This window comes from Pseudomonas poae RE*1-1-14, assembly GCF_000336465.1.
Taxonomy (GTDB): Bacteria; Pseudomonadota; Gammaproteobacteria; order Pseudomonadales; family Pseudomonadaceae; genus Aquipseudomonas; species Aquipseudomonas poae.
Map to the genome: position 1 here is coordinate 1,336,777 of NC_020209.1, position 15,157 is coordinate 1,351,933.

18 protein-coding genes are annotated in these 15,157 nt (G+C 61.3%); 10 read left to right on the forward strand and 8 right to left on the reverse strand.

What is annotated here, in order from left to right; genetic code table 11:
* The first annotated feature begins 49 nt into the window (after positions 1 to 49).
* Positions 50 to 1,117 carry an AI-2E family transporter gene (locus H045_RS06170; RefSeq protein ID WP_003237970.1) on the forward strand — a complete coding sequence of 356 codons (1,068 nt, stop codon included), beginning with the start codon at positions 50 to 52 and terminating at the stop codon, positions 1,115 to 1,117.
* Here the strand turns inward: H045_RS06170 and H045_RS25190 are convergent.
* The 3 genes from H045_RS25190 to H045_RS06185 form a co-directional block, all read right to left on the reverse strand.
* Positions 1,114 to 1,287, reverse strand: a complete 174-nt coding sequence (locus H045_RS25190; RefSeq protein WP_003237966.1) for a hypothetical protein — start codon at positions 1,285 to 1,287, stop codon at positions 1,114 to 1,116. The two genes, H045_RS06170 and H045_RS25190, sit on opposite strands and share 4 nt — an antisense overlap.
* A gap of 90 nt (positions 1,288 to 1,377) precedes the next feature.
* A complete protein-coding gene (locus H045_RS06180; RefSeq protein ID WP_003237965.1) occupies positions 1,378 to 1,572 on the reverse strand; it encodes a hypothetical protein in 195 nt (64 codons plus the stop codon).
* Between the two features lie 244 nt (positions 1,573 to 1,816).
* Complete coding sequence (locus H045_RS06185) at positions 1,817 to 2,191, reverse strand: hypothetical protein (RefSeq protein ID WP_169896687.1); 375 nt, start codon at positions 2,189 to 2,191, stop codon at positions 1,817 to 1,819.
* A gap of 157 nt (positions 2,192 to 2,348) precedes the next feature.
* Between H045_RS06185 and H045_RS06190 the strand changes: the two genes are divergently transcribed.
* Positions 2,349 to 3,167, forward strand: a complete 819-nt coding sequence (locus H045_RS06190; protein WP_015371749.1) for a shikimate 5-dehydrogenase — start codon at positions 2,349 to 2,351, stop codon at positions 3,165 to 3,167.
* A gap of 122 nt (positions 3,168 to 3,289) precedes the next feature.
* On the opposite strand, the gene H045_RS06195 is transcribed toward H045_RS06190, so the two are convergent.
* Positions 3,290 to 3,940, reverse strand: coding sequence for a YceH family protein (locus H045_RS06195; protein WP_015371750.1), 651 nt, complete (start codon positions 3,938 to 3,940; stop codon positions 3,290 to 3,292).
* Between the two features lie 115 nt (positions 3,941 to 4,055).
* Between H045_RS06195 and H045_RS06200 the strand changes: the two genes are divergently transcribed.
* Complete coding sequence (locus H045_RS06200; protein WP_003237956.1) at positions 4,056 to 4,565, forward strand: DUF1993 domain-containing protein; 510 nt, start codon at positions 4,056 to 4,058, stop codon at positions 4,563 to 4,565.
* Between the two features lie 68 nt (positions 4,566 to 4,633).
* Here H045_RS06200 and sstT read toward each other — a convergent pair whose 3' ends face one another.
* Positions 4,634 to 5,854 carry a serine/threonine transporter SstT gene (gene sstT / locus H045_RS06205; RefSeq protein ID WP_032871475.1) on the reverse strand — a complete coding sequence of 407 codons (1,221 nt, stop codon included), beginning with the start codon at positions 5,852 to 5,854 and terminating at the stop codon, positions 4,634 to 4,636.
* Between the two features lie 129 nt (positions 5,855 to 5,983).
* Positions 5,984 to 6,886, reverse strand: coding sequence for a transcriptional activator NhaR (nhaR, locus tag H045_RS06210; RefSeq protein ID WP_003237952.1), 903 nt, complete (start codon positions 6,884 to 6,886; stop codon positions 5,984 to 5,986).
* Between the two features lie 134 nt (positions 6,887 to 7,020).
* Between nhaR and H045_RS06215 the strand changes: the two genes are divergently transcribed.
* The 4 genes from H045_RS06215 (at position 7,021) to mnmH (ending at position 10,282) form a co-directional block, all read left to right on the forward strand.
* Entirely contained in the window at positions 7,021 to 7,272 is a 252-nt protein-coding gene (locus H045_RS06215; RefSeq protein ID WP_003237950.1) for a hypothetical protein, read from the forward strand.
* A gap of 28 nt (positions 7,273 to 7,300) precedes the next feature.
* On the forward strand, positions 7,301 to 8,050 hold the full coding sequence (locus tag H045_RS06220) for a TerC family protein (RefSeq protein ID WP_003237949.1): 750 nt from the start codon (positions 7,301 to 7,303) through the stop codon (positions 8,048 to 8,050).
* Between the two features lie 94 nt (positions 8,051 to 8,144).
* Entirely contained in the window at positions 8,145 to 9,179 is a 1,035-nt protein-coding gene (gene selD / locus H045_RS06225) for a selenide, water dikinase SelD (RefSeq protein ID WP_015371751.1), read from the forward strand.
* The gene (gene mnmH / locus H045_RS06230) at positions 9,179 to 10,282 is read left to right on the forward strand and encodes a tRNA 2-selenouridine(34) synthase MnmH (RefSeq protein ID WP_015371752.1); all 1,104 of its coding nucleotides are present in this window, start codon (positions 9,179 to 9,181) and stop codon (positions 10,280 to 10,282) included. The genes selD and mnmH overlap by 1 nt, the downstream gene beginning before the upstream one ends.
* Positions 10,283 to 10,399: 117 nt before the next feature.
* Here the strand turns inward: mnmH and H045_RS06235 are convergent, their stop codons facing one another.
* Both H045_RS06235 and H045_RS06240 read right to left on the reverse strand, forming a co-directional pair.
* The gene (locus H045_RS06235) at positions 10,400 to 11,455 is read right to left on the reverse strand and encodes a permease (RefSeq protein ID WP_015371753.1); all 1,056 of its coding nucleotides are present in this window, start codon (positions 11,453 to 11,455) and stop codon (positions 10,400 to 10,402) included.
* A 58-nt stretch (positions 11,456 to 11,513) separates the two neighbouring features.
* A complete protein-coding gene (locus tag H045_RS06240; RefSeq protein ID WP_003237940.1) occupies positions 11,514 to 12,215 on the reverse strand; it encodes a hypothetical protein in 702 nt (233 codons plus the stop codon).
* Between the two features lie 253 nt (positions 12,216 to 12,468).
* Between H045_RS06240 and H045_RS06245 the strand changes: the two genes are divergently transcribed.
* The 3 genes from H045_RS06245 to hemB all read left to right on the forward strand — a co-directional run bounded on the left by H045_RS06245 (position 12,469) and on the right by hemB (position 15,090).
* Positions 12,469 to 13,167, forward strand: a complete 699-nt coding sequence (locus tag H045_RS06245; RefSeq protein WP_015371754.1) for a glutathione S-transferase N-terminal domain-containing protein — start codon at positions 12,469 to 12,471, stop codon at positions 13,165 to 13,167.
* Between the two features lie 3 nt (positions 13,168 to 13,170).
* Positions 13,171 to 14,001, forward strand: a complete 831-nt coding sequence (locus tag H045_RS06250; RefSeq protein ID WP_015371755.1) for a PhzF family phenazine biosynthesis protein — start codon at positions 13,171 to 13,173, stop codon at positions 13,999 to 14,001.
* Positions 14,002 to 14,115: 114 nt separating this feature from the next.
* The gene (hemB, locus tag H045_RS06255; protein WP_015371756.1) at positions 14,116 to 15,090 is read left to right on the forward strand and encodes a porphobilinogen synthase; all 975 of its coding nucleotides are present in this window, start codon (positions 14,116 to 14,118) and stop codon (positions 15,088 to 15,090) included.
* Positions 15,091 to 15,157: the final 67 nt, after the last annotated feature.

A 15,157-nucleotide genomic window follows, 5' to 3' on the forward strand; every position in this document is an offset into this window, starting at 1 on the left:
TGCGGACTAAGCAGCAGGATGCACCCCGCTTTTTTCACACGGACCGGACATGAACGCGACCAACCTTCAATTCAAAACCCTGCTGCTGATGCTGGTCCTGGTGACCGTAGCGTTTATCTGGATATTGCTGCCGTTCTACGGCGCGGTGTTCTGGGCAGTGATCCTTGGCATCATCTTTGCGCCCATGCAGCGCCGCGTGCAGGCGAAATTCGGCTGGAACCGCAACCTCACGTCCCTGACCACGTTGACGGCGTGTCTGGTGATCGCGATCCTGCCGGTGATTATCACCAGCGCCTTGCTCGTGCAGGAGGGCGCCACGCTGTACAAGAATATTGAAAGCGGCAAGCTGGATGTGGCCGGTTATATCGAGCAGTTCAAGAACTTCCTGCCGCCTTACTTCCAGCATCTGCTTGACCGTTTTGGCATGGGCAATCTGGAAGGCCTGCGCGAAAAGATCGTCAAGGGCGCGATGCAGGGCAGCCAGTTTTTTGCGTCCCAGGCGTTCAGCTTCGGCCAGGGCACGTTTGATTTTCTGGTGAGTTTTTTCATCATGCTGTATCTGCTGTTTTTCCTGCTGCGCGATGGCCCGGAGCTGGTGCGCAAGGTGCGCACCGCGGTGCCGCTGGCCGAGCCGCAAAAGCGTCGCCTGCAATTGAAGTTCAACCGGGTGGTGCGGGCGACGGTCAAGGGCAACGTGCTGGTGGCGGTGACTCAGGGCGCGCTGGGCGGCTTGATTTTCTGGTTTCTCGACATTCCCAGCTCGCTGCTCTGGGCCGTGCTGATGGCGTTTCTGTCATTGTTGCCGGCGGTTGGCGCGGGGATTGTCTGGGCGCCTGTAGCGGTTTACTTCCTGCTGAGTGGGGCGATCTGGCAGGGCGTGGTGCTGGGCCTGTTCGGCGTGTTCGTGATCGGCCTGGTGGACAACGTGCTACGCCCGATTCTGGTCGGCAAGGACACCAAGATGCCGGACTACCTGATCCTGATCTCTACCTTGGGCGGTCTGTCGGTGTTTGGCCTCAATGGCTTTGTGATCGGGCCACTGGTGGCGGCGCTGTTCATGTCCAGCTGGGCGCTGTTCGTGGAGACCAAGCCGCGGGTCAAGTTGCCGTTGCCTTAAGCGTGAAGCGACGTTTTTTGCAGTTGCTGTTTTGCGTCGGACAATGACATGAGCGGGCCACTGATGGGCTCGCCATCGCTGACCAGGTACCAGCAGGCCAGCAAACCCAGGTTGCGCAGGGGGGCGGGAACGGCGGTGCCGACGACGGACATGATTTGAATTGTGGGCATAAGTACCTCCAAACGTGATGGCGCTACCTTAAGGCGTGTGATGGAACGGGAAAAATCATCTGTCTCGATAGTCGTCATCAACGTCAGGCGTCAGTCCACTACCTGATCAAGCATATGCACCACTTCCGCTTCACTGAGCACGCCTTTGCGCACCAGGTTTTCCGCCAGTAACGCCAGGAACTTCGCGTTGCGGTGGCCTTCCAGGTGCTTGAGTTCGGTCAATGCGTTGTAGACCTTGCTGGATGTGCACAAGCCGGCGGTGCGATGGGGGTTCTGCGTGGGCATGGTCAGTCGTCCTATGTTGTTATTGGGTGGACAGGCGCAGTGATGAGCGTGTGAGTGGGCACCAACATGCCAGCGCCGGCCCCGGTCAAGCAAGTGGACTTTTGATCTCCATGATGTGGGATTACGCCTTGGTCGCTGTCCTCAGAGCGACCCTTGCGCGACTGAATCGGACGGGGCCCTGTGAATTGCGCGCAAAAAAAGGCCCCGCGTGTGGGCGGGGCCTGTTCATGCAACGTGCTGACGCTTACCAGCCACGGCCGTAATAGCCATGGGGAGGGCCGTAGTAGTGGGCAGGTCCGTAGTAGCCGCGCGGTGGGCCGTAATAGACCGGCGCCGGGCGGTAGTAGACCTCGCGCTGCACATACACCGGTGGCGGCGGAGCGTAGTACACCGGTGGCGGAGCCGCATAGACCGGCTGCGGTTGCACGTACACCGGCTGCTGCTGCACATAGACTTCACGGGGCTGGTTGGCCACCACGGAGCCTACTACGGCGGCGCCGACCAGCGCACCCAAGACGGCAGGGCCACCCCATCCACCACCGTGGGCGGAGGCTTGGCCGGCCATTGCGAGTGCGCCGATTAGCAAGGCGATCCTGGGGAGTTTACGCATCATGGTCATTCCTCGGTTAGCCCCTGCGCTTGTGGTCTGCAATCAATAGACTCAAGTAATGTCGCGGGGATACTTTTAAGACAACGTATTTCTGAAAAACAGCACAGCCGCCAGGTAAAGGTTGTGTAAGGTCTGTACCGATTTGCTTACCTTCAAGGAGCTACCCATGCAGATGCACCCCAACAAGGACACCCAGCTGTGCATGTCACTGTCGGCGCGTCCCGGAAATTTCGGCCTGCGTTTCCATAACCATCTGTACGAGCAGTTGGGCCTGAATTTCTACTATAAGGCCTTCAGCAGCCGCGATCTGCCCGGCGCGATCGGCGGCATACGTGCGCTGGGCGTGCGCGGTTGCGGGGTGTCCATGCCGTTCAAGGAGGCCGCCATTGCCTTGGTGGACGAACTTGACGAGTCGGTTCAAGCCATCGACTCCCTCAACACCATCGTCAACACCGATGGCCATCTCAAAGCCTACAACACCGACTACATCGCCATCGAGCAGCTGCTGAAAAAGCACGCCGTGCCCAAGGACTTCACGTTTGCCCTGCGTGGCAGCGGCGGCATGGCCAAGGCTGTGGCCAGTGCCTTGCGTGATGGCGGCTATGCCAATGGCGTGATCCTGGCGCGCAATGAAAAGGCGGGCAGGGCGCTGGCGAGCAATTTGGGGTATGAATGGCAAGCGGACTTGGGCGCGTTGCGCCCGCAGATGCTGGTTAACGTGACGCCAATCGGCATGACAGGCGGCGCGGAAGCAGACCAGTTGGCGTTCAACCCGGATACCGTGGATAACGCGGAAACTGTATTCGATGTGGTGGCGATCCCCGCCGAAACACCGTTGATCGTACGAGGCCGTGCCCAGGGCAAGCGGGTGATTACGGGGTTGGAGGTGATTGCGATCCAGGCGCTGGAGCAGTTTGTGCTGTATACCGGCGTGCGGCCGACGCAGGAGCAGTTTCAGGCGGCTGTGGCCTTCGCCCGAAGCTAGAAATGTGTACAGCCCCCAAATGTGGGAGCGGGCTTGCTCGCGAAGGCGGTGTGTCAGCCACCCGATAGTTTGCTGAACCACCTCATTTGCGAGCGAGCCCGCTCCCACAGTGTTTGCTCGTGTCAGGCTTGTTCCAGCTGCGCCAGGCGCTCTTCCAGCGCCGCAATCCGCGCTTCCAGTTCTTCAATACGGTCCATGGAAACCCCGGCCGACCCGCGCTCCACGGGGTTCCCCCGCGCCGCGATAATCGCCTCGATATCCGCCGGATCGCCCAGTGCATGGGTATAACGGTCTTCCCGCTGCCCCGCCTGGCGCGGCACCAGCACGGCCAGCCCGCGCGCAATCAGACGCTCCAACTGATGCACCACTTGCTCGGCGTCCTCGAAGGCATGCATGCGCCCGCTGCGGGTCAGCAACTCGTTGACCGTCTGCGGCCCGCGCAAAAACAGCAGGCCGATAAGAATCACCTGGGCCGGCACCAGTTCCAGGGCCTTTTCCACGCGGTGCTCCCACCGGTCGGCGCGGCTGCCCATCACCAGCCGGGTAAACCCCTGGCCTTCGAGCACGCGCAGGCTTTGGCCGACCTGACCCGGGCTCAGGTTCATCACCGGCTCGCGGCTGGTCTTCTGGTTGCAGGCCAGCACCAGTGCGTTGAGGGTCAGGGGGTAGGTTTCCGGATGGGTCGCCTGTTTTTCGATCAAGCAGCCCAGGAGGCGGATTTCCGTGCTGTTCAGGCGCGGCTCGGGGGTGTCGGTGTCGTGCTCGGCGGTCATCGCGCTTTCCCTATGCAGTGAGCGCACTAGCCTATGCCGGAAAAAATAAAAGACAAGCGGCTGGCATGCCTATAATCGCCGCTGGTTCAAACCCTGCCATAACCGTGAGACTGTCATGACTATTTCCCTGTACGCCGCCTCAATTCCGGTCTTCAAGCAAATGCTCAACGCCCTGAGCGATGTGCTGAACAAGGCCGAAGCCCATGCCACCGCCAAAAATATCGAGCCTAACGCGCTGCTGCAGGCGCGCCTGTTCCCGGACATGTTCGCACTGGTGCGCCAGGTGCAGATCGCCGTCGACTTCGCCAAGGGCGTCTCGGCGCGCCTGGCTGAGATCGACGTGCCCAAGTACGAAGACAACGAAGTCACCTTTGCCGACCTGCAAGCGCTGATCACCAAGGTGCTGGCCTTCATCGACACCCTCAAGCCCGAGCAGATCGACGGCAAGGAAGGCATCGAGATCATCACCCGCCCAGGCACACCGAAAGAGAAACGCTTCACGGGCCAGTCCTATCTGCTGACCTACGGCCTGCCGCAGTTCTTCTTCCACGTCACCACTGCCTACGCGTTGTTGCGTCATAACGGCGTGGAAGTGGGCAAGCGCGATTACATGGGCGCGTTCTAAGCACCCCCAGTACAAAAAAACCGGGGTGGTTCTTCAATGAACCACCCCGGTTTTTTGTGTCCGCCGTATCAGGCGCTCTGTTCTTCCTGGCCCAGGCACGCCGCCGCTGTAAACAACACATCCGTCGACGAATTGAGCGCAGTTTCCGCCGAGTCCTGCAGCACCCCGATGATGAAGCCTACCGCCACTACCTGCATGGCGATTTCACTCGGGATGCCGAACAGGCTGCACGCCAGCGGAATCAGTAACAGCGAGCCACCGGCCACGCCCGAGGCGCCGCAGGCGCAGATCGCCGCGACCACGCTGAGCAACACGGCGGTGGGCAGGTCCACGGCGATACCCAGAGTGTGCACTGCGGCCAGGGTCAGCACGGTAATGGTAATCGCCGCACCGGCCATATTGATGGTGGCCCCGAGTGGGATCGACACCGAGTACGTGTCCTCATGCAGCCCCAGACGCTTGCTCAACGCCAGGTTCACCGGAATATTGGCCGCCGAGCTGCGGGTAAAAAACGCGGTGATGCCGCTTTCGCGCAGGCACATCAACACCAGCGGATAAGGATTGCGGCGTAGTTTCCAGAACACGATGGCGGGGTTGATCACCAGCGCCACAAACAGCATGCAACCGATCAGCACCAACAGCAGGTGCGCATAGCCGAGCAGCGCGTCGAAACCCGACGTGGCCAGGGTCGATGCGACCAGGCCGAAGATCCCCAGCGGCGCGAAGCGGATCACCACGCGCACGATCAGCGTCACACCGTTGGACAGGTCGTTCACCACCGTGCGCGTGGTTTCACCCGCGCGTCGGATCGCGACGCCCATACCGATGGCCCAGGCCAGGATGCCAATGAAGTTGGCGTTCATCAGTGCGCTGACCGGGTTGTCCACCACGCTGAGTACCAGGCTTTGCAGCACCTCGCCGATGCCGCCGGGCGCTGTCACTGCAGCGTCGTGGGTGGCGAGCACCAGGAATGACGGAAACAGCGTGCTTGCAATCACGGCAACCACGGCGGCTGCAAATGTACCCAGTAAATACAGAAACAGAATCGGCTTGATATGGGTTTGCTGGCCGTGTTTATGGTTGGCGATGGAAGCCATCACCAGCACGAACACCAGGATCGGCGCGACCGCCTTTAGCGCCGTGACAAACACCTTGCCGATAAAACCGGCAGTCCGTGCAGCCTCGGGCCACACCAACGCCAGCAGGATGCCGGCGACCAGGCCGATGACAATTTGAGTGACCAGGCTGATGCGCAAAAGTCGTTGCAGGGGGGAAGGAGCGGCAGTCATGAAGGGTTGTCTCTGATTTTTTTAGTAGGGCGCATAGTGCAGGTGGAAAAGGCTGTAGGAAGCAGGCGCGAAGTCTAGCACGCTGCAGGAAGTGTCTTGATGGCTGCGGCGTTGCGTCACCCGCGCTCATCAGGGCAGGGCGGTAAACAACTCGCGCCTCGCGCCTTCGGTAATCGCCACGATGCCGGGGTGCTTGACCTTGCGCTCCACCGAAATCGCGTAAAACGACTCGGTCACCGCATCCGTCTGGCCAATCAATGCCACGCCGTATTGGCCCACCACCTCGTCCGCTATCACGCTGGGGGCGATGAATATGCCGCTACCGGATTGGCCGAATGCCTGCATCAGGGCACTGTCGTCGAACTCGCCGATGATCTTCGGCTGAATGTGCTGCTCGGAGAACCAGCGCTGCAAACGGCTGCGCACCACTGTCTCCGCGCCCGGAATCAGCAACGGCGCACCCTGCAGGCACTGCGGGAAAGCGCCGGGATACCGGTCCGCCAAGGCCTGTGTGGCGAAAAAACTGATGCCGCATTCGCCCAGTTTCTGGCTGTAGCCCTTGATGTCGAGGTGCGTCGGCATCGGGCTGTCGGAGATCACCAGGTCCAGACGCTGGATCGCCAAGTCTGCCAGTAACCGTTCGAGTTTATCTTCGCGGCAGGTGATGCGCAGCGGTTCGCTCAGCTCCATGGTGGGCGCGATCAGCCGGTAAACGATGGACTTGGGCACCACATCGGCCACCCCGACCCGGAACAGGATCTGCTGTTCATCCGGTTGCGCGCGCAGCATCGCCTCCAGTTCATTGCCGGTCTGGAACATGTGCTCGGCGTAGGGCAGGGCCTTGCGCCCGGCCTCGGTGAGTTCCAACTGACGTCCTACCCGCTGAAACAATGCGATGCCATAGGTATGTTCGAGCAGGCTGATCTGCCCGCTGATGGTCTGGGGCGTGAGGTTCAGTTGCTCGCAGGCGCGCACGATGCTGCCGGTCTTGGCCACCACCCAGAAGTAATGCAGCTGTCGGTAATTGAGCATGGCAACCTACACTTCGTGAAAACCGAAGTATACGTGAGAAAAATACGAATTTTACTGAACTGTTCGCCTGCATAGAATGCCTCGCTATCGCGGGGCCACTATCTGGACCCATTGGTTCTAACGAGGAAGGCATGATGAAACTCAATTCCCTGGGCGCGGCGTCCTTGCTAGCGCTTTCATTGGTGATGATCAGCGGGTGTGATCAGGTCGAGAAAAGTGCGCAGCAGGTGTTGGGCAAAGCCACCGAGTCGGCCAAGCAGGCCATCGATGACACCCACAAGGCCGCCGAACAGGCATTGAGTGAAGCGACACAAGGCCTGATCAGCCCGCAAAAAAAGGATGATCAGGAGAAAAACGAGTCAGACTCCACTACCCAAGACACCTAACTTCCCGGCACAACCTCAGGACTGACCTATGGACTACCTTTTACAACTGGCCGCCAGCCCCACCGCGTGGATCGCCCTGGCGACGCTGATCGTCATGGAAATCGTGCTGGGCATCGACAACCTGATCTTCATCTCGATCCTTACCAACAAACTGCCCGAGAAACATCGGGCCAAGGCGCGCCGCATCGGTATCAGCATGGCGCTGATCCTGCGTCTGGGCCTGTTGAGCACCATCGCGTTCATCGTGCAACTGACGGCGCCGGTGTTTGAAATCTTCGGTCAGGCGTTTTCGTGGAAAGACATGATCCTGATCGCCGGTGGTCTGTTTCTGGTGTGGAAGGCGACCACCGAGATCCATCACAGCATGGACCCGGAGCCGGAAGAGAAGACCAGCGCCGGCAACACCATTACCATCGGTTTTGCCGCGGCCATCGGCCAGATCCTGCTGCTGGACCTGGTGTTCTCCATCGACAGCATCATCACCGCGGTGGGCATGACCGAACACTTGCCGATCATGATCATTGCCGTGGTGACCTCGGTCATCGTGATGCTGGTGGCGGCCGAACCCCTGGCCAAGTTCATCAACGACAACCCGACCGTGGTGATGCTGGCCCTGGGCTTTTTGATCATGATCGGCATGACGCTGATCGCCGAAGGCTTCGGTGCCCATGTGCCCAAAGGCTACGTGTATGCGGCCATGGCGTTCTCGGCGGTGATCGAATGCCTGAACATCGCCCGGCGTAACCGCCACAAGCGTTTGCTCGCTGCCCGCCAGTAAGCGCTGACACAAACAGGCCGGCTGTGCTCACAAGAGCCCAGCCGGCCTTTTGCTGTCTGCTAGAATCGCCCCACTTGATAGCTTGAGGTTTCCCATGAACGAGCCGATTCGCCTTACCCAGTACAGCCACGGCGCGGGATGTGGCTGCAAGATTTCGCCCCAGGTGCTGGAAGTGATCCTTGCCGGCAGCGGCGCGCAGAACCTCGACCCCAACCTGTGGGTGGGCAATGCCTCGCGCGACGATGCGGCGGTGTATGCCATCGATGACGAGCGTGGCGTGGTCTCCACCACTGACTTTTTCATGCCGATTGTCGACGACCCTTTCGACTTCGGCCGCATCGCCGCCACCAATGCCATCAGCGACATCTACGCCATGGGCGGCGATCCGCTGATGGCCATCGCGATCCTTGGCTGGCCGGTCAATGTGCTGGCACCGGAGGTGGCTCGCGAAGTCATCCGTGGCGGCCGCTCGGTGTGCGACGACGCCGGCATTCCTTTGGCGGGCGGGCATTCGATCGACGCGCCCGAGCCGATCTTCGGTCTGGCCGTCACGGGCCTGGTGCACAAGCGCCACATGAAGCGTAACGACACTGCCACCGCCGGGTGCCGGTTGTACCTGACCAAGCCGCTGGGCATCGGCATCCTCACCACGGCGGAAAAGAAAGGCAAGCTGCGCGAAGCGGATATCGGGCTGGCCCGGGACTGGATGTGCACCCTCAACAAACCGGGCAGCCGCTTCGGCAAGTTGGCCGGGGTGACCGCCATGACCGACGTCACCGGTTTCGGCCTGCTGGGCCATCTGGTGGAAATGGCCGACGGCAGTGGTCTCACGGCGCGCATCGAATACGAAAAGGTCCCACGCCTGCCAGGGGTTGAATACTACCTCGATCAAGGCTGCGTGCCCGGCGGCACCTTGCGCAATTTCGACAGCTACGCCAAAAAGCTGGGGCGCGTGCAGGAGCTGCACAAGCGCGTCTTGTGCGACCCGCAAACCAGCGGGGGCCTGCTGATCGCCGTCACGCCTGAAGGCGACGCCGAGTTCCATGCCGTGGCGGCGGAGCTGGGCCTGAGCCTTGCGCCAATCGGTGAACTGCTTGAGCGACAGACCAACGCGGTCGAGGTGATTTGATGGCGGCCGACATCACCGATTACCGCGACATTTTCCTGAACGACCGGCCGATGATGGACACGCGCGCGCCGGTCGAATTCACCAAGGGCGCGTTCCCCGGCGTGATCAACCTGCCGCTGATGACCGACCACGAGCGCCAGCGGGTCGGCACCTGTTACAAGCAGCAGGGCCAGCAAGCCGCAATCGTTCTGGGCCACGAGTTGGTGTCCGGTGCGATCAAGGCTCAGCGTATCGAGCAATGGGCGCACTTCGCCGAGGCCAATCCCCATGGCTACCTGTATTGCTTTCGCGGCGGGCTGCGCTCGCAGATCGTCCAGCAATGGCTGAAGAGCGAAGCCGGCATCGAATACCCCCGCGTTGGCGGTGGCTACAAGGCCATGCGCACGTTTCTGGTGGACACCATTGAGCAGGCAACCGTCCAGTGTGATTTCGTGCTGCTCGGCGGCATGACCGGCACCGGCAAGACCGAAGTGCTCGGCCAGTTGCGCAACGCCCTCGACCTGGAAGGCCACGCCAACCATCGCGGTTCCAGCTTCGGCAAGCGTGCCACGGCGCAACCGTCCAACATCGACTTCGAGAACCGCCTGGCGGTGGACCTGCTGAAAAAACGCGCTGCCGGCGTCGAGCAATTCGTGGTCGAGGACGAGAGCCGCATGATCGGCAGCTGTGCGCTGCCGCTGGCGTTGCACAAAGGCATGCAGAGTTTTGCGATGGTGTGGCTGGAAGACAGCGTGGAATGGCGCGTGGAGCGGATCCTGCGCGACTACGTGGTGGACCTGTGTGCCGAGTTCATTGCGCTGTTTGGCGAGCAGGGCCAGGCGCTGTTTGCCGAACGCCTGACCCAGAGCCTGGCCAATATCCACAAACGCCTGGGCGGCGAACGCTTCCAGCGGTTGCAGGCGATTTTGCAGGACGCCCTGGCGGAACAGGCGCGCAGTGGCGTGGTGCACTTGCACCGGGTATGGATTGAGGGGTTACTGCGCGAATACTACGACCCGATGTATGCCTTCCAGCGCGAGAGCAAGGGCGCGCGTATCGAGTTTGCGGGGGAGCAGGGGGCTGTGGTTGAGTATCTGCGCGAAAGGTTGACCAGGCTGAGCTGAGGGGTTGAGCATGTGACCGCTATCGCAGGCACGCCAGCTCCCACATTTTGAACGGTGAATACAGTCAAATGTGGGAGCTGGCTTGCCTGCGATGAGGCCCTCAGCCTCACCCAGCCCCTAGAGAATCAAAGCCCCGATCAAACCACACACCACCCCCACCAGCATGGTCAACCCGGCCACTGTCACCAGCACCCGCGCGTCGAAATCCTTGCGCAGCATCAACAGCGACGGCAGGCTCACGCTGGGCAGGGTCATCAGCAGCGCTACCGCCGGCCCGGTGCCCATGCCCAGGGCCATCATGGTTTGTACGATAGGAATCTCCGCCGCCGTAGGAATCACGAACAACGTGCCGACAATGGCCAGCGGCACCAGCCACACCAGGCTGTTGGCCATTGCGCCGTCCACGTGTGGGAACAGCCACACCCGCGCCGCGCCCAGTACCAGCACCGCCAGGATGTACACCGGGATGGTGCTCCAGAACAGCTGCCACAGGGTACGCAGCCAGCGGCCGAGAAACGGTTGCGCATCCACTGTGCTCGCATCGGCCACAGCCTCCAGCGCGGCTTCCGGCACCTGTTCGGGCCGTGCGATACGCTGCGCCACAAGGGACACGCCCACCACCAGCACAATCCCTGCCACCAGCCGCAACGCGGTAAAGCCCCAGCCCAGCACAAAGCCCATGAACACCAGCGTGGCCGGGTTAAGCACCGGGTTGGCGATCCAGAACGCCAGCGCCGCGCCCACCGAGACCTGCTGACGGCGCATGCCCGCCGCGACAGGCGCGGCGCAGCAACTGCACATCATCCCCGGCAAGGCGAACAGCCCGCCGCGCAGGGTCGAGCCGAGCCCGGCACGGCCGAACAGGCGCAGCAACCAGTCACGGGGGATCAGCACTTGCAGCAATGAGCCAAGAATCACCGCCAGCACGGCCGCTTTCCAGATCGCCAGGAAATACACCTGCGCATAGGCCAGCGCTGCCGCCAGGGGCGAGCTTTGCTGGTCATTGATAATCGAGGCGCCAATGCTGTGGCTGTCGGCCGCGACAAATGCCTTGAAGTAGTAGGGCGACCACTTCACATAGTAGAGGCCGACGCAGGCCACCAGTAGAAACAGCGCCGGCTTCCACCAGAAGGACCAGCCCCGGTAGGGCTGGGTGGAGATGAGGTTGGACATGCTGATAATCCGCAGAGGAGTCGATAGCGCAGCATCATACGCCCCCGCCGCCCAACCTTCAGATATCTGCGCTGACCTGCGTCGCTTCCGGGCAGTTTTCCTCGCCGTTGTTCAGGCCCTGCTTATAGTTGCGACTCAACAACGACGCCTTGCCGTTGTGCCAGGTCAGCGTGAGCACGTACAGGGTGTCGTAATCGCTGCCGGACCAGTCTTCGGTGATGGTGTGCTTCTCGCCCACCGCCTCGCTGGCCACCTTGTTGATCAGCTCCGGCAGATAGCCGTGGGACCAGGCGGTGTAGATAGTCGCGTTGTGGTACTTGTCTTCCACCAACTCGTCGGCCAGGGCGCTGGTGTCGTTGGCCGAAAACTTGATATTGACCGGAAGGCCGAGCTTGATCGCGCTGGGACTGATGGTCATCAGCGGGCGAATGTAGCTGTACGAATTGTCCTTCTCGCCTTCTTCGATATTGCGCGTCGGGTTGGCCGCAAATACGTAGTTGGCCTTGCCGAATTTTTCCGGCAGCACCGTGGCCAGGTTCATCGCTCGGTTCAGGCCTTGGCAATTGAGTTGGCCGAGGCCGCCTGCAGGTTTTTCGCCGTGGCGCAGAAACACCAGGGTTTGCACGCCGTCCACCGGCTGCGCGCGGCTTTCGCGGGCATCGAGAGCGGCGACCATGGCGCCGCTCACCAGCAGCATCGGTAACATAATGTATGAATAGCGCTTGAAACGTTGCACTAGGCGCAGAGGCTTGATCTTCATGATAGGTTCGAGTCTTCGTGCGTCAGGTTAAGGCCGACAGGCCCGGCCACAGTGGCGCTTGGCGCCTGCTGCGGTGTTCCTTGTCGATATAGCAAGGTGCCTCCATTCACCCATGAGGGCGCACTTAAGAGTGCATATGGGCACTTTGGTTCGCGCTTGCGGCAGATTAGCGCACCAATGTTGCGCAATGATGACCCATGCACTCAGGCGGTCAGATGACTATGATGGTGAGTTTCTGCCCAAGGGTTTCCCGATGAATCCACTCGCTGCCTTCCCGATCAACGCCAAATGGCCCGCCCAGCACCCCGAGCGTCTGCAGCTGTATTCGTTGCCCACGCCCAACGGTGTCAAAGTCTCGATCATGCTGGAGGAGCTGGGCCTGCCCTATGAGGCGCACAAGGTCAGTTTCGACACCCAGGACCAGCTTTCCCCCGAGTTCCTGTCGCTCAATCCCAACAACAAGATTCCCGCGATCATCGATCCCAATGGCCCCAGCGGCCAGCCGCTGGCGTTGTTCGAGTCGGGCGCGATCCTTATCTATCTGGCGGAAAAAACCAGCCAGTTGCTCTCCGAAGACCCGGCCACGCGTTACGAAACCCTGCAATGGTTGATGTTCCAGATGGGCGGCATCGGCCCGATGTTCGGTCAGCTCGGGTTCTTCAACAAGTTCGCCGGCAAGGCTTACGAAGACAAGCGTCCCCGCGACCGCTACGCCGCTGAATCGCGGCGCCTGCTCGAGGTGCTGGAAAAACGCCTGCTGGGCCGCACCTGGATCATGGGCGACGACTACAGTATCGCCGACATCGCGACCTTCCCCTGGATTCGCAACCTCATCGGCTTCTATGAATCCGGCGACGTGGTGGGCATCGCCGACTTCCCCAATGTACTGCGCGCGCTGGATGGCTTCGTCGCCCGGCCAGCGGTAATCCGTGGCCTGAGCATTCCGAGCTGACCCATGCCGACTTTCGATTTCAAGCAACTGGATGTATTCAGCAGTGTGCCGCTCAAGGGCAACCCGCTGGCGGTGGTACTGGGCGCTGACAGCCTGACCGACCAGCAGATGGCCGATTTCGCCAAGTGGACCAACCTCAGCGAAACCACGTTTTTGCTGACGCCGCGCGATCCACGGGCGGACTACCGGGTTCGCATCTTCACCACCCTGCAGGAACTGCCGTTCGCCGGGCACCCGACCCTGGGCAGCTGTCATGCGTGGCTGCAGGCGGGTGGCGTGCCGAAGGGCGAACAGATCATTCAGGAATGTGAAATCGGTCTGGTGCGTATCCGGCGCCAGGGCGACGAGCTGGCGTTTATCGCGCCGCCGTTGTTGCGTGCCGGCGAGGTGGAGGCTTCATTATTGGAGCGCGTTCGCCTGGGGTTGGGCCTGGCACCGGGTGCCATCCTGCGCAGCCAGTGGGTCGACAATGGCGCCGGTTGGCTGGCAGTGATGCTGGCCGACCGCCAGACCGTGCTGGACCTGCGGCCCGATTACGCGCAATTGCTCGGCCTGGCGGTCGGCGTGATTGCGCCGTGCGACACGGGCGACGCTCAGTTTGAGGTGCGCGCCTTTGTCGCGGGCGATGGCGCTCCGGAAGATCCAGCCACCGGCAGTCTGAACGCGGGTGTCGCGCAATGGCTGCTCAGTGAGGGGCTGGCGCCTGATCGCTACGTGGTCAGCCAGGGCACGGCGATGGGCAGGGCAGGGCGCATCCGCGTCGAACGTCGGGGCGATGAAATCTGGGTCGGTGGTGCCGTTGCGGTGTGTATCGACGGACGTCTGCAGCTTTAGAAAAACGCATTGTTACAGGCCATGCAACAGACTATTGGGCCTTGAGCGTTTGTTCCTGGCAATCAAGGGGCATAAGCTTTTGCCCCATTGTTTTTGCCATTTCTCAGGAATTCCATGACCAGCCAGTTCCCCGAGTCCCGTCCCCGCCGCCTGCGCCGCTCACCCCAGTTGCGTGGCTTGTTCCAGGAAACCGAATTCACCCTCAACGATCTGGTGCTGCCGATCTTCGTCGAGGAAGAAATCGACGACTTCGTGCCGATCACCAGCATGCCGGGCGTGCAGCGTATCCCCGAGAAGAAACTTGCCGGTGAAATCGAGCGATATGCCCGCGCCGGCATCAAGTCGGTGATGACCTTCGGCGTGTCCCATCACCTGGACGCGAACGGTAGCGACACCTGGCAGGAACGCGGTCTGGTCTCGCGCATGTCGTCGATCATCAAGGACGCCGTGCCGGACATGATCGTGATGTCCGACACCTGTTTTTGCGAGTACACCGACCACGGTCACTGCGGTGTGATGCATGGCGCCCACGTCGACAATGACGCGACCCTGATCAACCTCGGCAAACAGGCCGTGGTCGCCGCCCGCGCCGGCGCCGACGTGATCGCCCCGTCAGCCGCGATGGACGGCCAGGTCCAGGCCATCCGCCGCGCCCTGGATGACGCCGGCTTCACCCACATCCCGATCATGGCCTACTCCACCAAATTCGCCTCGGCTCTCTACGGCCCCTTCCGCGAAGCCGGCGGCAGCGCCCTCAAAGGCGACCGCAAAAGCTACCAGATGAACCCGATGAACCGCCGCGAAGCCGTGCGTGAATCGTTGCTGGATGAACAGGAAGGCGCGGATGCATTGATGGTCAAGCCAGCGGGCGCCTACCTCGACATCATCCGCGACATACGCGAAGCCTCGCGTTTGCCGGTGGCGGCGTATCAGGTCAGTGGTGAATACGCGATGATCAAGTTCGGTGCCCAGGCGGGTGCGATTGACGAAGATCGGGTTGTGCGGGAAACGTTGGGATCGATTAAACGGGCAGGGGCGGATTTGATTTTTACGTATTTTGCGATGGAGTTGGCGTTGGCGGGGATTTGAGGCATCCATTACCTCTTGTGCGAGCGAGCTTGGTCGCGTTGGGCTGCGTAGCAGCCCACAGCTCATG

Coding starts and splice junctions, on each gene's coding strand:
- H045_RS06240 (WP_003237940.1), bottom strand. CDS start 12,215: ATGAAGATCAAGCCTCTGCGCCTAGTGCAACGTTTCAAGCGCTATTCA.
- H045_RS25190 (WP_003237966.1), bottom strand. CDS start 1,287: ATGCCCACAATTCAAATCATGTCCGTCGTCGGCACCGCCGTTCCCGCC.
- sstT (WP_032871475.1), bottom strand. CDS start 5,854: ATGACTGCCGCTCCTTCCCCCCTGCAACGACTTTTGCGCATCAGCCTG.
- H045_RS06195 (WP_015371750.1), bottom strand. CDS start 3,940: ATGACCGCCGAGCACGACACCGACACCCCCGAGCCGCGCCTGAACAGC.
- H045_RS06235 (WP_015371753.1), bottom strand. CDS start 11,455: ATGTCCAACCTCATCTCCACCCAGCCCTACCGGGGCTGGTCCTTCTGG.
- H045_RS06220 (WP_003237949.1), top strand. CDS start 7,301: ATGGACTACCTTTTACAACTGGCCGCCAGCCCCACCGCGTGGATCGCC.
- nhaR (WP_003237952.1), bottom strand. CDS start 6,886: ATGCTCAATTACCGACAGCTGCATTACTTCTGGGTGGTGGCCAAGACC.
- H045_RS06170 (WP_003237970.1), top strand. CDS start 50: ATGAACGCGACCAACCTTCAATTCAAAACCCTGCTGCTGATGCTGGTC.
- H045_RS06245 (WP_015371754.1), top strand. CDS start 12,469: ATGAATCCACTCGCTGCCTTCCCGATCAACGCCAAATGGCCCGCCCAG.
- selD (WP_015371751.1), top strand. CDS start 8,145: ATGAACGAGCCGATTCGCCTTACCCAGTACAGCCACGGCGCGGGATGT.
- H045_RS06190 (WP_015371749.1), top strand. CDS start 2,349: ATGCAGATGCACCCCAACAAGGACACCCAGCTGTGCATGTCACTGTCG.
- H045_RS06250 (WP_015371755.1), top strand. CDS start 13,171: ATGCCGACTTTCGATTTCAAGCAACTGGATGTATTCAGCAGTGTGCCG.
- hemB (WP_015371756.1), top strand. CDS start 14,116: ATGACCAGCCAGTTCCCCGAGTCCCGTCCCCGCCGCCTGCGCCGCTCA.
- mnmH (WP_015371752.1), top strand. CDS start 9,179: ATGGCGGCCGACATCACCGATTACCGCGACATTTTCCTGAACGACCGG.
- H045_RS06180 (WP_003237965.1), bottom strand. CDS start 1,572: ATGCCCACGCAGAACCCCCATCGCACCGCCGGCTTGTGCACATCCAGC.
- H045_RS06185 (WP_169896687.1), bottom strand. CDS start 2,191: ATGACCATGATGCGTAAACTCCCCAGGATCGCCTTGCTAATCGGCGCA.
- H045_RS06215 (WP_003237950.1), top strand. CDS start 7,021: ATGAAACTCAATTCCCTGGGCGCGGCGTCCTTGCTAGCGCTTTCATTG.
- H045_RS06200 (WP_003237956.1), top strand. CDS start 4,056: ATGACTATTTCCCTGTACGCCGCCTCAATTCCGGTCTTCAAGCAAATG.